The organism is Ralstonia psammae (genome assembly GCF_958405935.1).
GTDB lineage: Bacteria > Pseudomonadota > Gammaproteobacteria > Burkholderiales > Burkholderiaceae > Ralstonia > Ralstonia psammae.
In genome coordinates, this window is sequence record NZ_CATZBU010000001.1 from 1 (window position 1) to 16,245 (window position 16,245).

General features: G+C 64.9%; 15 protein-coding genes and 1 tRNA gene. 11 read left to right on the forward strand and 5 right to left on the reverse strand.

Going from position 1 to position 16,245, the window contains the following annotated elements; translation table 11 throughout:
• Positions 1-59 precede the first annotated feature (59 nt).
• The 3 genes from R2N16_RS00005 (at position 60) to R2N16_RS00015 (ending at position 1,818) form a co-directional block, all read left to right on the forward strand.
• Positions 60-135, forward strand: a tRNA-Cys gene (locus R2N16_RS00005).
• 136 nt (positions 136-271) lie between these two features.
• A complete protein-coding gene (locus R2N16_RS00010) occupies positions 272-1,012 on the forward strand; it encodes a gamma-glutamylcyclotransferase (RefSeq protein WP_316663286.1) in 741 nt (246 codons plus the stop codon).
• Positions 1,013-1,023: 11 nt separating this feature from the next.
• Positions 1,024-1,818, forward strand: coding sequence for an ankyrin repeat domain-containing protein (locus tag R2N16_RS00015; RefSeq protein ID WP_316663288.1), 795 nt, complete (start codon positions 1,024-1,026; stop codon positions 1,816-1,818).
• A gap of 37 nt (positions 1,819-1,855) precedes the next feature.
• Here the strand turns inward: R2N16_RS00015 and R2N16_RS00020 are convergent, their stop codons facing one another.
• Positions 1,856-3,562: a long-chain fatty acid--CoA ligase gene (locus tag R2N16_RS00020; RefSeq protein WP_316663290.1), complete on the reverse strand. Its 1,707-nt coding sequence runs from the start codon at positions 3,560-3,562 to the stop codon at positions 1,856-1,858.
• Positions 3,563-3,769: 207 nt separating this feature from the next.
• Between R2N16_RS00020 and trxA the strand changes: the two genes are divergently transcribed.
• The 4 genes from trxA (at position 3,770) to R2N16_RS00040 (ending at position 6,208) form a co-directional block, all read left to right on the forward strand.
• A complete protein-coding gene (trxA, locus tag R2N16_RS00025) occupies positions 3,770-4,615 on the forward strand; it encodes a thioredoxin (protein ID WP_316663293.1) in 846 nt (281 codons plus the stop codon).
• 9 nt (positions 4,616-4,624) lie between these two features.
• Positions 4,625-5,290 (forward strand): DsbA family protein, encoded by a 666-nt coding sequence (locus R2N16_RS00030; protein WP_316663295.1) that lies wholly within the window; start codon positions 4,625-4,627, stop codon positions 5,288-5,290.
• 80 nt (positions 5,291-5,370) lie between these two features.
• Positions 5,371-5,787, forward strand: a complete 417-nt coding sequence (locus R2N16_RS00035; RefSeq protein ID WP_316663297.1) for a bacteriohemerythrin — start codon at positions 5,371-5,373, stop codon at positions 5,785-5,787.
• Positions 5,788-5,884: 97 nt separating this feature from the next.
• A complete protein-coding gene (locus R2N16_RS00040; RefSeq protein ID WP_316663298.1) occupies positions 5,885-6,208 on the forward strand; it encodes a thioredoxin family protein in 324 nt (107 codons plus the stop codon).
• 9 nt (positions 6,209-6,217) lie between these two features.
• On the opposite strand, the gene tcdA is transcribed toward R2N16_RS00040, so the two are convergent.
• A complete protein-coding gene (gene tcdA / locus R2N16_RS00045; RefSeq protein WP_316663300.1) occupies positions 6,218-7,120 on the reverse strand; it encodes a tRNA cyclic N6-threonylcarbamoyladenosine(37) synthase TcdA in 903 nt (300 codons plus the stop codon).
• An 81-nt stretch (positions 7,121-7,201) separates the two neighbouring features.
• Between tcdA and R2N16_RS00050 the strand changes: the two genes are divergently transcribed.
• On the forward strand, positions 7,202-9,487 hold the full coding sequence (locus tag R2N16_RS00050; RefSeq protein ID WP_316663302.1) for an AsmA family protein: 2,286 nt from the start codon (positions 7,202-7,204) through the stop codon (positions 9,485-9,487).
• A gap of 22 nt (positions 9,488-9,509) precedes the next feature.
• Here the strand turns inward: R2N16_RS00050 and R2N16_RS00055 are convergent, their stop codons facing one another.
• From R2N16_RS00055 to R2N16_RS00065, 3 genes are read right to left on the reverse strand one after another with little or no spacing between them, the layout of a single operon-like run.
• The gene (locus R2N16_RS00055) at positions 9,510-10,793 is read right to left on the reverse strand and encodes a c-type cytochrome (RefSeq protein ID WP_316663304.1); all 1,284 of its coding nucleotides are present in this window, start codon (positions 10,791-10,793) and stop codon (positions 9,510-9,512) included.
• A 1-nt stretch (position 10,794) separates the two neighbouring features.
• On the reverse strand, positions 10,795-12,405 hold the full coding sequence (locus R2N16_RS00060; protein ID WP_316663306.1) for a GMC family oxidoreductase: 1,611 nt from the start codon (positions 12,403-12,405) through the stop codon (positions 10,795-10,797).
• A complete protein-coding gene (locus R2N16_RS00065) occupies positions 12,405-12,890 on the reverse strand; it encodes a sugar dehydrogenase complex small subunit (protein ID WP_316663308.1) in 486 nt (161 codons plus the stop codon). Before R2N16_RS00065 ends, R2N16_RS00060 begins: the two co-directional genes overlap by 1 nt.
• A gap of 203 nt (positions 12,891-13,093) precedes the next feature.
• Between R2N16_RS00065 and pdxH the strand changes: the two genes are divergently transcribed.
• The 3 genes from pdxH (at position 13,094) to R2N16_RS00080 (ending at position 16,239) form a co-directional block, all read left to right on the forward strand.
• Entirely contained in the window at positions 13,094-13,732 is a 639-nt protein-coding gene (pdxH, locus tag R2N16_RS00070; RefSeq protein WP_316663310.1) for a pyridoxamine 5'-phosphate oxidase, read from the forward strand.
• Positions 13,733-13,928: 196 nt separating this feature from the next.
• Positions 13,929-15,149, forward strand: coding sequence for a class I SAM-dependent methyltransferase (locus R2N16_RS00075; RefSeq protein ID WP_316663312.1), 1,221 nt, complete (start codon positions 13,929-13,931; stop codon positions 15,147-15,149).
• A gap of 4 nt (positions 15,150-15,153) precedes the next feature.
• On the forward strand, positions 15,154-16,239 hold the full coding sequence (locus R2N16_RS00080) for a DUF72 domain-containing protein (RefSeq protein WP_316663315.1): 1,086 nt from the start codon (positions 15,154-15,156) through the stop codon (positions 16,237-16,239).
• Positions 16,240-16,245 lie beyond the last annotated feature (6 nt).

Below are 16,245 nucleotides of genomic sequence, written 5' to 3' on the forward strand. Positions count from 1 at the left end.
CGCCGCGCCGCCCCCCCTCCGCCCCCCCCCCCCCCACCCCCCCCCCCCCCGCCTCCCCCGGCGGGGTGGCAGAGTGGTCAATGCTGCGGCTTGCAAAGCCGTATAAGACGGTTCAATTCCGATCCCCCGCCTCCAGTTTTCCGGCTGCGCAATGCTTCACCGTTGCGGCCGCGCCATAGTCAACCCTCCCCGCGACTCGCAACGCCCTGTTTCCGGGCTATAGGCCGTCCGCCTGCGTGACCACTCGTAACGATTGCTCTATGCTTGCGACATGGCCGTCACCCGAGAGGATCTCGAACAGAACCGGTTGCGCGCCGCCCTGGGTGATTCGCCCGTCGCGTCGTCGTTGCTGACCGAGGCTGCGCTGGAAGCGTCGCTTGCATCGACGCTCGCGCGGTTGTCGGCTGCGCACGGCGAATGCCAGGACGCCTGGGTGTTCGGCTACGGCTCACTCATCTGGAACCCGATGATCTTCCACACCGAGGCCGCCCGCGCCACGGTGCACGGCTATCACCGTGGCTTCTATCTCTATTCCCGCATCAACCGCGGCACCTGGGACAACCCAGGGCTGGTGCTCGGCCTGGACCGTGGCGGCAGCTGCCGGGGCGTGGCCTTCCGCGTGCCGCGCGAGCATGCCGAGCATGAATTCCGCGTGCTCTGGCGCCGCGAAATGCTGACCGGGGCCTACCTCCCCCGCTGGCTGCCCACCGAGATCAACGGTCGACGTGTCTTGGCGCTGGCCTTCGTTATGAACCGCTCGCACGAAGCCTATGCCGGCCGCCTGCCCGACGAGCGCGTGGTGGGCTGCCTGCGCGAGGCAGTCGGGCTGTACGGCCCGGCACGCGAATACCTGCAGCGCACGCTGATCGGCCTGGCCAGCAATGGGCTGCACGATCCGTATCTGGACCGCCTGTGGTCGCGCCTGCAGGCCACCGACGCGGCAAACAGCCCCGCCACGGCAGCAGACACAACGGACACCGCGCCGCTGCCCGACCCCTATCTCAGCGCCTGAACCCGCCCGCCATGCTTATCGCCCCGCATCCCGCGCTCAACCAGCTCATCGGCGTCATGCTGGGGATGGCACTGGCCGTGGGCGACATGGCCAACGCGTGGCAGGAGCAGCATCTGCCGGTCCTGCACGTCGCGGCCAACGCCAGCGCCAAAGTGGCACCCGGCGCGGCCCGTACGCCCGACGCACGCCCCGTCCGCCGCAGCGAACCCGCCACACGCGACCGCGACCTGATCCTCGCCGCGCAGGCCGGCAACACGATGGCCATCCAGCAGTTGCTGGCCGAAGGCGCCAGCCTCAAGGCACGCGATGCCGATGGCCGCACGGCCCTCATCGCCGCCGTCACGGCGCACATGGGTGCAGCGGCACGCCTGCTCATCCAGGCTGGCGCCGACGTCAACCTGCAGGACAACACGCAAAACAGCGCCTTCCTGCTCGCTGCCATCCAGGGCGATGCGGAAACGGTGCGCCTAGCCCTGTCGCACGGCGCCAATCTGCGCGCCACCAACGCTGACGGCGACACCGCGCTCATTCCGGCCGCGCGCCGTGGCTACGTAGAAGTGGTCAACGAACTCGTCAAGGCCGGCGTACCGCCCGATGCCACCAACAACCTGGGCCTGACCGCGCTGCTCGAAGCCGTGGCCCTGGGCGATGGCAGCGACAAATACGAGAAGACCGTGCAACTCCTGCTCGACGGCGGCGCCGACCCGAACCTGGCCGACCGCGGTGGCGTCACGCCGATGCGGCACGCGCGTCAGCGTGGTTTCCACGGAATCGGCGCACTGCTGTTCAAGGCGCGCGGACATTGAAAAAGGGGCCACTCGGGCCCCTTTCTCCCTTTCTCCTTTACGCCGCCGCCGGTTTCTCGGTGGCTTCATTTCTTGCGTTTTCCTGCTCCTGCAACGTGCGCCACATCACCTTGCCCGTCCCCGACTTGGGCAGCGCATCCACAAACTCCACGACGCGCGGGTACTTGTAGGCGGCCATATTGTCGCGCGCCCAGTTGATGATGTCGTCTTCGGTGGTCTTGCCCTTGGCGTGGGCTTTGAGCACCACCACCGCTTTGACCGACTCGCCGCGATACGCGTCGCGCGTGCCGATGATGCAGGCCTCCTGCACGTCGGGGTGCTTGTACAGCAGGCTTTCCACTTCAGCCGGCCAGACCTTGAAGCCCGACGCGTTGATCATGCGTTTCAGACGGTCAGTGAGGAAGAAGTACCCGTCTTCGTCCATCCTGCCGAGGTCGCCCGTGCGGAAGAACCGCTTGCCCTCGAACTCGATGAAGACTTCGGCGCTGGCCTGCGGCTTGCCCCAGTAGCCCAGGAACACCTGCGGGCCGCTGACGATGATTTCACCCACCTCGCCAATCGGCAGCTCCTTCAGCGTCTGCGGATCGACGATGCGAGCGTCGGTGTTGAACACGGGAATGCCCAGGCATTGCTGTTTGGCCCGATCGGCCGGATTGCTGTGCGTGGGCGCGATGGTCTCCGACAGGCCGTAGCCTTCCTGGTACGCCAGGTTGAAATCCTTCAGCAGCCGCTCGGCCACGGCCTGGGGCATCGCCGCGCCGCCGCCGCCGATGTAGGCCAGGCTCGACAGGTCGAACTCCGCCAGTTGGGGGCTCGCCAGGAAGTCGATCACCATGGTGGGGATGTTCGTCCAATGCGTGATCTTGTAGCGCGAGATCAGCCGCCCCGCCACCTCGCGATCCCAGCGCGGCAGCATCACGACGGTCGAGCCCATGTAGATCGGCGCGTTCATGCCGTACTGCATACCGGTCACGTGGAACAGCGGGATGATCGACAGGCTCACGCCCTCCTTGGTCGAACTCGACCACAGCGAGCCGCCCACCACGTTGTGCATGACCGTGCGATGCGGGTGCATGCAGCCTTTTGGGAAGCCGGTGGTACCCGACGTGTATGGCATCACGGCCAGGTCGTCCGGCCCGGCGGTGTGCGGGCCCGGCACGAGGCGCTGCGCGAGCGCGTCGTTCCATGCCACGGCGCCGGGCTGCGCCGGATGCTGCGCGGTGATCCACGCGGGCGGGGCGTCTTCGGGGTATTCGTACTGGGCCGGCAGCGCATCGGCGTACGACGTGACCAGCAGATGCTTGGTGCGCTGCGCCTCCGGCAACTCGGCGTTGGCCGTGGTGACGTTGACGGCCAGATCTGCGCTGCAGATGACCGTGGCAGCGCCCGAATCGGTGATGTAATGCTTGAACTCTTCGGGCCGGTTCATCGGGTTGACCGGTACGACCACCGCGTCCGCGCGCAAGATGCCGTAGTACGCGGCCATGAACTGCGGACAGTTCTGCATGTACAGCAGCACGCGGTCGCCCTTCTGCACGCCCGCCACCTGCTGCAGCCAGCCCGCCACGGCCACGGCATCGTCGTGCAGCTCACGGAAGGGGGTATGGCGACCGTAGAAGATGATCGCGTCCTTGTCCGGATAGCGTCGCGCAGACACTTCCAGGTTGTACCAAAGGCTCGTTTGCGGCGAGCTGATGTTGTGCGGCAAACGTCGGGGCCAGAACTGGAAGTGCGGTCGTGTCATGCCATGTCTCCGTGAATCTGTGTGTTGTTTTTACCGGATGGTATCCGAACGATCGTTCTATTTTCAACCGTTGCCCTGACATACGTTATTGCGGCGGACAGACTGCCGGCGGACGGCCTGGAAACGGCCCGGTCCACCCCCAACTAAAATGCACGATACCTCTCGCCGGTGCATGCCGGCGCCATTGCCCTCAGGAGAATCCCGACGATGAGCGACATCACCTCGCAGAATTTCGCGCACGAAGTGATCGAAACCTCTCGCCAAATCCCGGTGTTGGTCGATTTCTGGGCGCCGTGGTGTGGTCCGTGCCGCACATTGGGGCCAATGCTGGAAAAGCTGGAGGCCGAGTACGCTGGCAAATGGAAGCTCGCCAAGGTCAACTCGGACGAACACCCCGAGCTTTCCGCCCAGTTTCACGTGCGCAGCATCCCGTATGTGGTGGCGTTCGTGGATGGCAAGCCGGTCGACCAGTTCGTCGGTGTCTTGCCGGAAGCACAATTGCGCGCATTCCTGGACCGTGTGATTCCGCAGCCTGCGGAAGTCGCCTATCGCGAAGGACTGGCCGCGAGCCAAGCGGGCGAAACCGCCCACGCGCGCGAAGCGTTCCAGAACGCGCTGGCCTTCGACCCCGGTTTCGACGCCGCCCGCTTTGAACTGGTGAACCTGCTGCTGGACAGCGGCGACGCGCATACCGCGCAGGGCGAGTTCGCCTTGCTTTCGCCCAAGGCGCCGCAGGACGAGCGCTACGCTACGCTGGAAACGCGCCTGAAGGCCACAGAACGGGCTGATACGCTGCCCGACGCCAGCGCCCTTCGCACGGCCGTGGAGGCAGAGCCCGGTAATCTGCAGGCGCGGCTCGATCTGGCACAGCAGTACATCGCCGGCCAGGATTACGAAGCAGCCTTGGAGCAATTGCTCGCCATCGTTGAGCGGGATCGCGCGTTCCGTGACGACGTTGCCCGCAAGACGATGGTCTCGGTATTCGACATGATGCGCGACGCGCCGCAGGCGGTATCGCACTGGCGCCGGCAACTGGCGTCCAAATTGAATTGAGGAGCCATCATGCGATTGATCTACGTAGCCGATCCGATGTGTTCCTGGTGCTACGGCTTCGGCCCGCAGTTGGCTGACCTGCGCAAGCGGCTCGCCGACACGCTGGGTGCGCCGGTGCCGGTTACGCTCGTCACGGGCGGCCTGCGCCCCGGCCAGCGCGAACCGATGGCCGCAGACAAGCGCGACGAAATCCTCCACCACTGGCATGCCGTGGCCGAACGCAGCGGCATGCCGTTCGACCAGTCACCCGAGGTGGCCATGCGCCGCGAGGGCTTCGTGTACGACACCGAACCCGCCTGCCGTGCCGTCGTCATGGCACGCGAACACTGGGCCGAGGACGACGAACGCGTGCTCACCGTCTTCCACGCCATCCAGCGCGCCTTCTATGCCGACGGCCGCGACACCACACACGCCGATGTCCTGCGCGACGTTGCACTCGCCAATGGCGTTGCGGCGGAACACTTCGATGCCGTGTTCGACACGGCTGCCCTGCGCGACGAAACGCGTGAAGACTTCCGCCTCTCACGCCGCTGGGGCATCAACGGCTTCCCCAGCCTGCTGGCGGAACAGGGCGGCACGCTGTACCAGATCGGGCGCGGCTATGCACCGTCGGTCGCGCTGTACACGCGTGCGATAGAAGTGCTTCAGCAGCATCCCGCAGCCGACGCCGAATAGGCGATTTGCCCCACGTCAAACCCGGGCGCACGGGCCATCGCGTAAGCTGATGGCCCATTCCACCCTACCCCTGCGCCGCCATGCCCGTGATCGAATGGTCTGAAGCACTCCACCTCGGAGATGCCGCCACCGACGCCAACCACGTCGAATTCTGTGCGCTGCTCAACGCCGTTGCCGATGCATCGGACGCCGAGTTCATCCCCGCGCTCGACGCCTTCATCGACCACACCGAGCATCATTTCGGCGAAGAAAACGCATGGATGGAAGCGGCGGATTTTCCCCCGCGTCACTGCCACCGCGGCGAGCACGACAACGTGCTGGCGCTGTGCCGCGAAGTGCGCAAGCGCGCGGCGGCCGGCGAGATGGAATTGGGCCGCCGGCTGGTGGCGGAATTGCCCGCCTGGTTTGCCCAGCATGTCGACGTGATGGACCGCATGATGACGACATATCTGGCGCAAATGGGCAATTCGATGCGCAACATCGAGCACGTCGGCTGAACGCGGGTTGTCGATCGGCGGTCCGCTGCCTAGAGTCAGAGTGGCCCTGCCCGCTGGCCCTGGTTGCGCGGGCGTCCACTCCACCCTGGGAGCGCCCATGAAGATCGTCAACGATGCCTCGTTTCAATCCGATGTGATCGACGCCTCGCAACGCAACCCGGTGGTGGTGTGCTTTGCCGCAAAGTGGAGCCATCCGAGCCAGTCCGCCGTAGCCAGCTTGGAACAGATGGAATCGAGCTACGCCGGACGCGCCACATTCGTCACCATGGATTTCGACGAGAACCAGGGCACCGCCGATCGATACGGCGTGTCGGTCATGCCTGGGTTTGTGGTCTTCGCCAACAGCCAGCCGCGAGACGGGTGGTCGGGCGTGTATGCCGACACCATCCGCGAGAAGCTGGATCAGGTCATCCCGCGCTAAGGCATGCCGTCATACGGCGGCAATCGCGCGCAGCGCCGTTGACGCTGCCACCATCCCGAACACCGCCGTCACGCATACTGAGGAACCAAAGCCCGCGCATGCCAGGCCTTGCGGGCCCTGCATGGGCTGCGGCGCTGGCGGTGCGTTGACCACAGCAATGTCCCCCGCAGCTGCGAGGTCGTCAATGCCGGCGTGGCTCGACTCGACCGGCAACTCGACGGCGCACGCCTGCTGCCCGGGTTCGGGGTAGCGCAGCGGCTCATCCGAGAACACTGCGTCGATACCGAAGCGCGACTTCGGGTTTTTCGAGAAGCCGTGCTGGCGGCGCAGGTTGCCGCGCACCTTGGCAAGCAGCGGGTCTTGAATCGTGCGCGAGAGGTCCGTCACGCGAATGCGCGTCGGGTCCAGCTGCCCACCGGCGGCGCCGCACGTCACCACGCGTTTGCCGGTGCGTTTGCAGAACGCGATGATGGCCGTCTTCACCTTCACCGCATCGATGGCGTCGATCACGTAATCGAACGGATGACCGAGCAATGCCTCGACGTTTTCGACGGTCACGAAATCGTCAATGCGGCTGATCTCGGCGCGCGGATTGATCTGCAGGATGCGCTCGGCCATGGCGTCGACCTTGGCCATGCCATACGCGTCGCCCAGCGCGTGGATCTGTCGGTTGGTGTTGGACACCGCGATGTGATCGAGGTCGATCAACGTGAACCTGCCGACACCGCAGCGCGCCACCGCCTCGGCTACCCACGACCCCACGCCGCCGATGCCGATCACGCACACGTGCGCCGCCGCAAAACGCTCGAGCGCTTGCGGGCCGTACAGCCGGGCAACGCCGCCAAACCGGCGTGCGTATTCATCATCGAGGATGGGCGGGTGCGCGGGCGCGCTGATTGCTACTTGGCTCATGACACAATTGAATCGTGGTTGCGCCGAACTATATATCAACGTGCGCAGTCGCATTTTTGTGCCAATACCAACAAAAAGACGATGCGTACATCCGGCAAACTCGCCCTCGGACTGGTCATCTCACCCGTCGTCATCGTGGCAGCGGCGGCCATTCTTGTGCTGACGTTCGACTGGAACCGCGCCAAGCCCTATCTGAACGACCGCGTCTCGCAAGCCATCGGGCGCCCGTTCGCCATCAACGGCGACCTGATGCTCACGTGGAAGAAGCCCGAGGGCGAATCCGGCTGGCGTGCGTATGTGCCCTGGCCGCGATTGGTCGCCAACGACATCACCGTCGGCAACCCGGACTGGGCCAAGCAGCCGAATGTGGCCACCATCCATCAACTCACGTTTGTGCTGGAGGCGCTGCCACTGCTGGCACATCGCATCGTCGTCCCGAGCGTGACACTGGACACGCCCGCCATTGCGCTGGAGCGCGACAAGCAGAACCGCAACAACTGGACATTCAACCTGGCGGGCAGCGAGGGCGACAACAAGAAGCCCTCGGACTGGAAACTGGACCTGCGCGAGATCGCATTCAGCAAGGGCTCGCTGGCGCTGGATGATGACATCAAGCGCATTCACCTGGCGGCGACCATCGACACCGTCGACAACCAAGCGTTGTACACCGCCACCAACGGCACGCCCATCAAGAGCGCGGACCAGCCCGACAAGGTGTCGGATGCTTCCGGCGCGGCAGCATCCGACACCGCGGCACAGACGCCGGTAGTGCCGGATCCGCAGCAGCCTTACGGCATCGCTTGGACGGTCAAGGGCACCTACAACAACGCCGCCATCAAGGGCAGCGGCAAGGCCGGCGGCGTGCTGCGTCTGCAGGATGCACAACGGCCCTACCCGCTGCAGGCCGATGTGACCGTCGGCAAGACACGCATTGATCTGGCTGGCACGCTCACCAACCCCGCAAGCCTGACGGCGATCGATTTGCGCCTGCACCTGTCGGGCGCGAGCATGGCGCAGTTGTATCCGCTGACGGGCGTGGTGCTGCCCGACACGCCGCCGTTCGACACACGTGGCCAACTGATCGGCGAACTGCGCAAGCAAGGATCGACTTGGCGCTACGAGAAGTTCACGGGCCGCGTGGGTGGTTCCGATTTGAGCGGCACGCTCACCTTTGCGATGCGCGAGCCCCGCCCGCAATTGACAGGCGAAGTGGTCTCGCATCAATTGCTGTTTGCCGACCTCGCGCCAATCATCGGTGCCGACTCCAACGCCAGCAAGGCACAGCGCGCCGACCCGAGCGCCGATCCGGGCGACAGCAAAACCGTGCGCCAGCCCGCAGACAAGGTACTGCCGGTCGAGCCCTTCCGCACCGATCGCTGGAACGCCATCGATGCCGACGTGAAGTTCACCGGCGAGCGCATCGTCCACACAGCAGATCTGCCGATCAACCACCTCGTCACGCACGTCAAGCTGCAGAACGCGGTGCTCACACTCGACCCGCTCAACTTCGGCATTGCGGGCGGCACGCTCACCTCCAACATCCAGCTCGACGGACACGCTACGCCCATGCAGGCGCGCGCCGCACTGGCGGCACGTCACTTCAAGATCAAGCAGTTGTTCCCGAAGATCGAATCCGTACGCGCCAGCGTGGGCGAAATCAACGGAGATGCGCGGCTCTCGGCCACAGGCAACTCGGTGGCGGCGCTGCTCGGCTCATCCAACGGCGAGGTCAAGCTCCTGGTGGAGCAAGGCACCATCAGCAAGTTCCTCCTGGAAGCCATGGGGTTGAACGTGGGCAACGTGATCCTTACCAAGCTCTTCGGCGACAAGCAGGTCACCATCAATTGCGCGGCCGGCGACTTTGCCGTGAGCAATGGCTTGGCGCAGGCGCGCACGTTTGTGGTGGATACGCAGGATGCCGTCATCGACGTGACCGGCGCGACGAGCTTCAAGCAAGAGGCGCTGGACTTCACCATTCACCCCGATTCGAAAGGGCTGCGCGTGTTTTCGCTGCGCACGCCGCTGTATGTGAAGGGCACATACAAGCATCCGGATGTGTCGGTCAACCCGGCTGTCGTGGCGCTGCGTGCGGGCGGCGCAGTGGCGCTGGCATTGACGGCGCCGGTGGCGGCCGTACTACCGGTGCTGGAACTCAAGCCTGCACCGGAGAGCGCTTGCGGCAAGCTGCTGGCCGATGTGCGCCAGCGCCCGACCGCGCCGCCGCCAGGCAAAACGTATCACAGCAATAACCCGGGGCGCACACCGGAAGGCGACTTGAAATCGACGCAGCCCGATTCGAGCAAGACCGGCGCGCGCCAGCGTCGCGCAGCACCCGCATCGCGCGATCCGCTGACAACCGGCGGCTGACCTGCCGCCGGCATCGTCGCTGCTACTTTGCTGAGCGCCGCTTTGCGATGGCTTCCGCAGTCACCGCCGGCGTGGCCGGATCGCCGAACTGGCGCGTGACGTAGTTCGTCAGCGCGGCGAGTTGTTCGTTGGACAACTGACGCCCAAACGCGGGCATGCCGATGTGCTTGTCACCCGCCTTGCGCTCAATACCGAACAGAATCACCTGCACAAGATTGGTCGTGTCCCGCGCGCCCACCGTGGTGTTGTGCAGCAATGGCGGGTAATAACCGTCGGGCGTGCCGCGTCCATCGGCTTGGTGACACGTGGCGCAATTGCCGAGGTACAGGCGTGCGGCGTCGACGGTGGTTTCGATGGGCTTGCCGCGCAACGCAGTCACATCGGTGGCGGGCTTGCCCCAATCCTGCCGTGCGCGTTCAAGGTTGTTGCTCACCGCGGGCACCGTGCGCAGGTATTCGGCGATGGACTCGACATCCTGCATCGTCATCCGCGAAAAGCTGTGCTGCACCGCTTCGCCCATCGGCCCTGCAGCTTGCGCCACCCCGGGCACGCTGCCGGTACGCAGGTATTGCACGAGCTGTTCGGGCTTCCACGCGCCGATGCCGCTCGTTGGGTCCGAGGTGATATTGAACGCCGTCCAGCCCGCAAGCGTTGCGCCCGCCAGATAACCGCTGCCGTGCTCATCCAGCGCCTTCTCCTGCATGGCGAAACCGCGCGGTGTATGGCACGTGCCGCAGTGTGCGAGGCCTTGCGTGAGGTACGCACCGCGATTCCACGTCGGCGACTTGTCTCCCCTGGGGGTGTACGGCTCGCTCTTGAGGAAGACGAGGTTCCACAGCTTGAGCGGCCAGCGCATGTTCAATGGCCACCGAATCGTGCTCGGCGGCGGATCGTTCCGCACGGGCGCGACGCCGTTGCGGAAGTACGCGTAAAGATCGCGCATGTCTGCGTCGTTGATCTTCGCGAAAGAGGGGTATGGCATGGCCGGGTAAAGGTTGTGGCCCTCATCGTCCACGCCTTGGCGCACGGCCCGCACGAATTCTTCGTAGCTCCATTTGCCGATACCAGTCTCTTCATCGGGCGTGATGTTGCTCGTGTAGATCGTGCCGAGCATCGGGATCTGCATCGGCAAGCCGCCCGCGAAGGGCTTGCCGCCCGGCGCCGTATGGCAGGCCACACAGTCCGCCGCAATCGCGAGGTATTCGCCGCGTTTGATCTGCGCGGTGTCAGCCGGTGTGTCCTTCGCCCATGCGTTGGCCACCAAGCCGGTCAGCACCACCAACGAGAAAGAAGCGATCGCTTTCATCTCACGCCTCCTTCTTCAGTTGATCGGCAATACGCAACGCCAACGCCGCGATGGTCAGCGTCACGTTGACGGTGCCCACCGTCGGCATGGTGGAGCTGCTGCTGATGAACAGGTTCGGGTGGTCAAACGTCCGGCAATCCTTATCGACCACGGAGTCTTTCGGGTCCGCACCCATGATGGTCGCGCCGGTGATGTGGTTGTTGGGGGCAAAGTCGTCGTGGAATTCCACATTGGTGCCGCCCATCACCTGCGCCGCCGTAGCGTAGACCTCGCGTGTATGCACCGCACTTCGTTTGACGTAGTCGTCGATGTGATACGTGATCTCTGGGCGCGGAATGCCGATGGCATCCACTTCCGTCGCGCTCGGCACGATGCGGTTCTCGGGCAGCGGCAGGATCTCGTGAAAGCTGTCGAACTGCACGTAGCGCGCGGCCTGGTCGCGGATGCGCGCATCCAGTTCGACGGGCTTGATGAGCTTGCCTTCCTTGAAGATGCGCTGCGTCTCCTGCTCGATGCGCGAGATGTTCGACAGGTGCAGCTTCTTGCCAGCCTGCGTGGCGCGGAATGGCCCGTCGCGAAAGCCGATCAGCGAGGTCATTTCCTGCGGCCCGCGCCCCGGCCACAGTTTGCGGTCGGCATAGAAGCTCACGCCGGTGCCGGGGTGATCCATCAGGTTGCGCCCCACCATGTCGGAGCTATTGCCCACGCCTTTCGGAAAATCCTGGCTGGTCGACATGAGCATCAGCTTGGGCGTTTCGATGCCGTTGGCGGCCAGCACGAACCACTTGCCTTCGACGCGGTGCTCGACACCTTTCGAGTCTTTGTAGCGCGCCGCCACGATGCGTTTGTTGGGACCGACCTCCAGCTTGAAGACCACGGCGTTCTCGATCAGCCGTGCGCCGGCCTGCTCGGCCTTCTCAACGTGGAAGATGCCGTTGTACATCGCGCCGATCGGGCAGATCGGCATGCAGTTGTTGTTGCCGCAGCATGTCGGGCGGCCGTCGTAAGGGCGGCTGTTGCGCGCCACCGGCTCGGTCACCACATGGAAGCGCGCGTCGTGCGCGTTGAGCGCTTCCTTGATCGTGCGTTCACTGAACGAGAGCGGAAGCGGCGCCATCGGATACGGCTGGCTACGCGGCGAGCCGAGATCTTCGTCGTTCGGACCCCACACGCCCAGGGCCGCTTCGGCCAGGCCGTAATAGCGCTCCAGATCCTGATACTGGATCGGCCAGTCGCGCGCGATGCCGTACACACTGCGCAGCTTGAAATCATTGGGCAGAAAACGCCACGCCGATGCGGCCCAGTGCCACGTCGTGCCGCCCACCGCCCGGATGTACTGCGAGTTGAACTGATGCTCGCCCTTGAGCACGAGGTAATTGTTGGGCGGGCCATATTCCGGATGCGGTGCCCATGGCGACGATGGATACGGCGCCATGAAATCCATCTTGTCGGCCTGGTTGCGGAAGCGCTCGACGATCTCCCAGCGCGGCAGGCGCGGGCCGGCCTCGAGCATCAGCACCGACTTGCCCGCACGCGCCAGCTCGTACGCCACCAGCGCCCCGGCCACGCCGGAGCCCACCACCACGATATCGGCTTGTTGGGTGTCGGCCATCAGGCTTGCCTCTCGACAGGGGGCTCGGCCCAGAAGCCGGGCTGGTTAGGGCAATACGTGCGGATGACGAGCGTATCGGACACCACGCTGTACATCAGCGCCTGCTCGTACGTGACGACATTGCCGTCGACCACACCCAGGTACCACGCCTCCAGAATCTGCAGCGCGGTCTTCTGCTGCGCATCGGAAAGCGAGCCCGCTGCCAATGCCTGCGCCAGCGGCCGCAATTGCGCGGCAAAGTCGGTACTGGATTTGCCCAGCGCTGCCAGCAACCGCGTGCCGACGCCACGATCCAGCACCGGCCGTGCCGTCAGCGCCTGTGACAACGCCATGAACGCATCGAGCGATTCGGTTGGAGCCTGGGCCACCGCACGCAGCATCTGCGAGCCCGCCAGCCCGGCCGCAGCCAATGCCAGCGTGCCCTGAAGCCACTGGCGGCGCGTCAGGCCGGAGGCGGTGTCAGGAGAATGGGAAAGGGGGGCCATTTCGACATCCTGTTGAAATTTTTGTGGGGAGCATGGCAGGCGCCGCCAGGCTGACGCCCTTGACTAGCCAATATAGGCGGCGCAGAACAGATCGCCAGCAACCCGCGCAAAGCGCGAACCGTGCCAGCCCTTTGCGCGCAAGCAAAGGACGGCGGGCGATGTTTGTCTATACTCGGCCCGTTCTCATGCCGCATCCGCCGCTCATGACCTCCATTGCCGATATCCGCACCGATTACGCCCGCGCTTCGCTCGACATCGCCGACGTCGACGCCAACCCCCTGCGCCAGTTCCGCCGCTGGTTCGACGAGGCCCTGAAGGCCGAGGTGGCTGAAGTCAACGCCATGACGCTCGCCACTGTCGACCCGCACGGCCAGCCGGCGGCGCGCATTGTACTGCTCAAGAATCTGGACGAACGCGGCTTCACCTTTTTTACCAATTACGCCAGCCACAAGGGTGAGGAACTGGCCGCCAATCCGCGGGCGGCGTTGCTGTTCCACTGGATCGGGCTGGAGCGACAAGTGCGCATCCAGGGCATCGTCGAGAAAGTGAGCGACGCAGAGAGCGACGCGTACTACCACTCCCGCCCGCTGGGCTCGCGCCTGGGTGCCTGGGCGTCGGAACAGAGCAGCGAAGTGCCCGACCGCGCCACGCTGGAAGCCCGCGAAGCCGAGTACAGCCAGCGCTTTGGCGATGCGCCGCCACGCCCGCCGCACTGGGGCGGCTACCGGTTGCTGCCGGAGCGGCTGGAATTCTGGCAAGGCCGGCCCTCGCGCCTGCACGACCGGCTGGAATACCGCAAACAGGCAGACGGCAGCTGGACGATCGTGCGCCTTGCCCCATAGTCGGACGGGCAGACGCGCAATACGTTATTGCGCATCGCGTCATGCCGGCACGGCGCTTGCTGGCAATGGACTAGCCCGGTACGCGCCCGTAAGACCCGCACAGCACAACGGGAAAGTTTGTCGTAAGCTAATGTGATCCGTTCGGGCGGCAATCCGATGGCCGTCCCGAACATTTGCACATCAGGGAGGCGTCGACATGTTTTTCCAACAGGCGATTGACCGCAAGCTCGAGCAATGGATCCGGGACATCCGCGAGTCTGCAAACCTTCCTGTACGCCTGCGGTTATGGAATGGTGACCAATACGAACTGGGCCGCTTCGAGCAGCCCCGCGTCACGCTCACCGTGCGCGAAGCAAGCGCCCTGCCGCTGCTGCTGACCCCCACGCTCAACAACCTTGGCGAGGCGTACGTCCAGGAGAAGATCGACCTGGACGGCAAGCTGGCCGACATCATCAACGTGAGCTACGGCCTGGCTTCTGCGGCTGCGGCCCGCAGCGGCAATGCGCTGGCCCGCGTGGTGCGCCACTTTGCCCACACCAAGGAAGGCGACAAGGAATCGATCCAGTACCACTACGACGTTTCCAACGATTTCTACAAGCTGTGGCTGGACCAGAACATGGTCTACTCCTGCGCCTACTTCGAGAACGGCGATGAAACGCTCGACGAGGCTCAGCTCAAGAAGATTGACCACATCCTCACCAAGATCCGCTTGCAGCCCGGGCAAACGCTGCTCGATATCGGCTGCGGCTGGGGCGCGCTGGTGCTGCGTGCCGCCCAGAAGTACGGCGCACGCTGCCTGGGCGTGACGCTGTCGCAAAACCAGTACGACCTTGCCACCGAACGCGTGCGTGCGGCCGGCCTGCAGGACCAGATCGAAATCCGCATCCAGGACTACCGCGACCTCACCGGCCAGTTTGATCGCATCACGAGCGTCGGCATGTTCGAGCACGTCGGCCGCAAGAACCTGCCGGGGTATTTCCGCCGCATGCACGATCTGCTGGCCGACGGCGGTGTCGCCATGAACCACGGCATCACGTCTTCCGACACGGCTGGCGGCGAAAGCTCGATGGGCGGCGGCGATTTCATCGATCGCTACGTCTTCCCGCAGGGTGAACTGCCGCACATCTCTCTGGCGCTAAGCGCCGCGCAGGACGGCGGCCTGGAAGCGCTTGACGTTGAAAGCCTGCGCCGCCACTATGCGCGCACGCTTGAGCACTGGGCCGAGCGCTTCGAAACCAACGGCGAGACCATCCGCAACTTGGTGGGCGAGAAGAAGTACCGCATCTGGCGCGTCTACCTGGCCGGCTGCGCGCACGCCTTCGACGCCGACGAAATCTCGATCTTCCAGACCGTGCTGCAGAAGGCCGGCAAGTCGGCGACGTCGATCCCGTGGTCGCGCCGCTATATCTACGCGTAACCATTTGACCGCCAGCTCCCCCATCGACGATCTGTTCGGCGCGCCGCCCGCCTCCAGCGACAACGCGGCGGCCGAGCCAGGCAAGTCCGCGCCGAAACCCAAACGCTCACCTACCCGCCAAGGCGTGCTGCCGGCCCTGGTAGCGCCCGACGTGGCTGGGCTCGCGCAGCGCTTGCCGCGCGCGCTGCGCATCGGTACTTCGTCGTGGTCGTATCCGGGGTGGGACGGGCTGGTGTATGCGGGCGAGTATTCCGAGTCGATGCTCGCGCGCAAAGGCCTGGCGGCTTATGCCCAACACCCGTTGCTGCGCACGGTCAGCATCGATCGCGGTTTCTATTCGCCGATCCCATTGGCGGACTACGTCGCCTACGCGGCTAGCGTGCCGGAAGATTTCCGCTTTGCAGTCAAGGCAACCTCTGCCGTATGCGACGCGTGGATTCGGGAATCGGACGGGCGCGGGCGCATGGCCAATCCCGCCTTCCTGAATGCCGAATTTGCGATCCGCGATTTTGTTAAGCCGGCCACCCGCGGGCTCGGGACGAAGTGCGGGCCGCTGGTGTTTCAGCTTTCGCCGCTGGGGGCGCTGGCCGAAGATGGCGCCGGCTTTGTGGAACGGCTTGAGGTGTTCCTCACCTCGCTGCCGCCGCTCGATCCGCAACGCAATCCCGATGCCGTCTACACGGTGGAATTGCGCGATGCCACGCTGCTCACGCCTCGCTTCATCAAGATGCTGCGCGCGGCAGGCGTGCGTTATTGCGTTGGCCTGCATGAGCGGATGCCCGCGGTGGACCGGCAAGCCGCCGCCGTTGCGTTGTTGGATGAAGGCGCGGGGGGCCCGCTGGTGGTGCGCTGGAACCTGAACAGCCGCTATCGCTATGCGCAAGCCGAAGCGGCGTACAAGCCGTTCAACAAGCTCGTCGATGAAGATCCGTTCTCGCGTGAGACGCTGGCCGACATGGCGGTCGCCGCGCTGGCGGCTGGGCGCAAGGTAACGATCCTGGTCAGCAACAAGGCGGAAGGATCGTCCCCGTTATCGTGCATCAAGCTGGCCGAGGCCATTGCCGCGCGCCTGCCGGCGGACGCAGCGTAGCCTCGG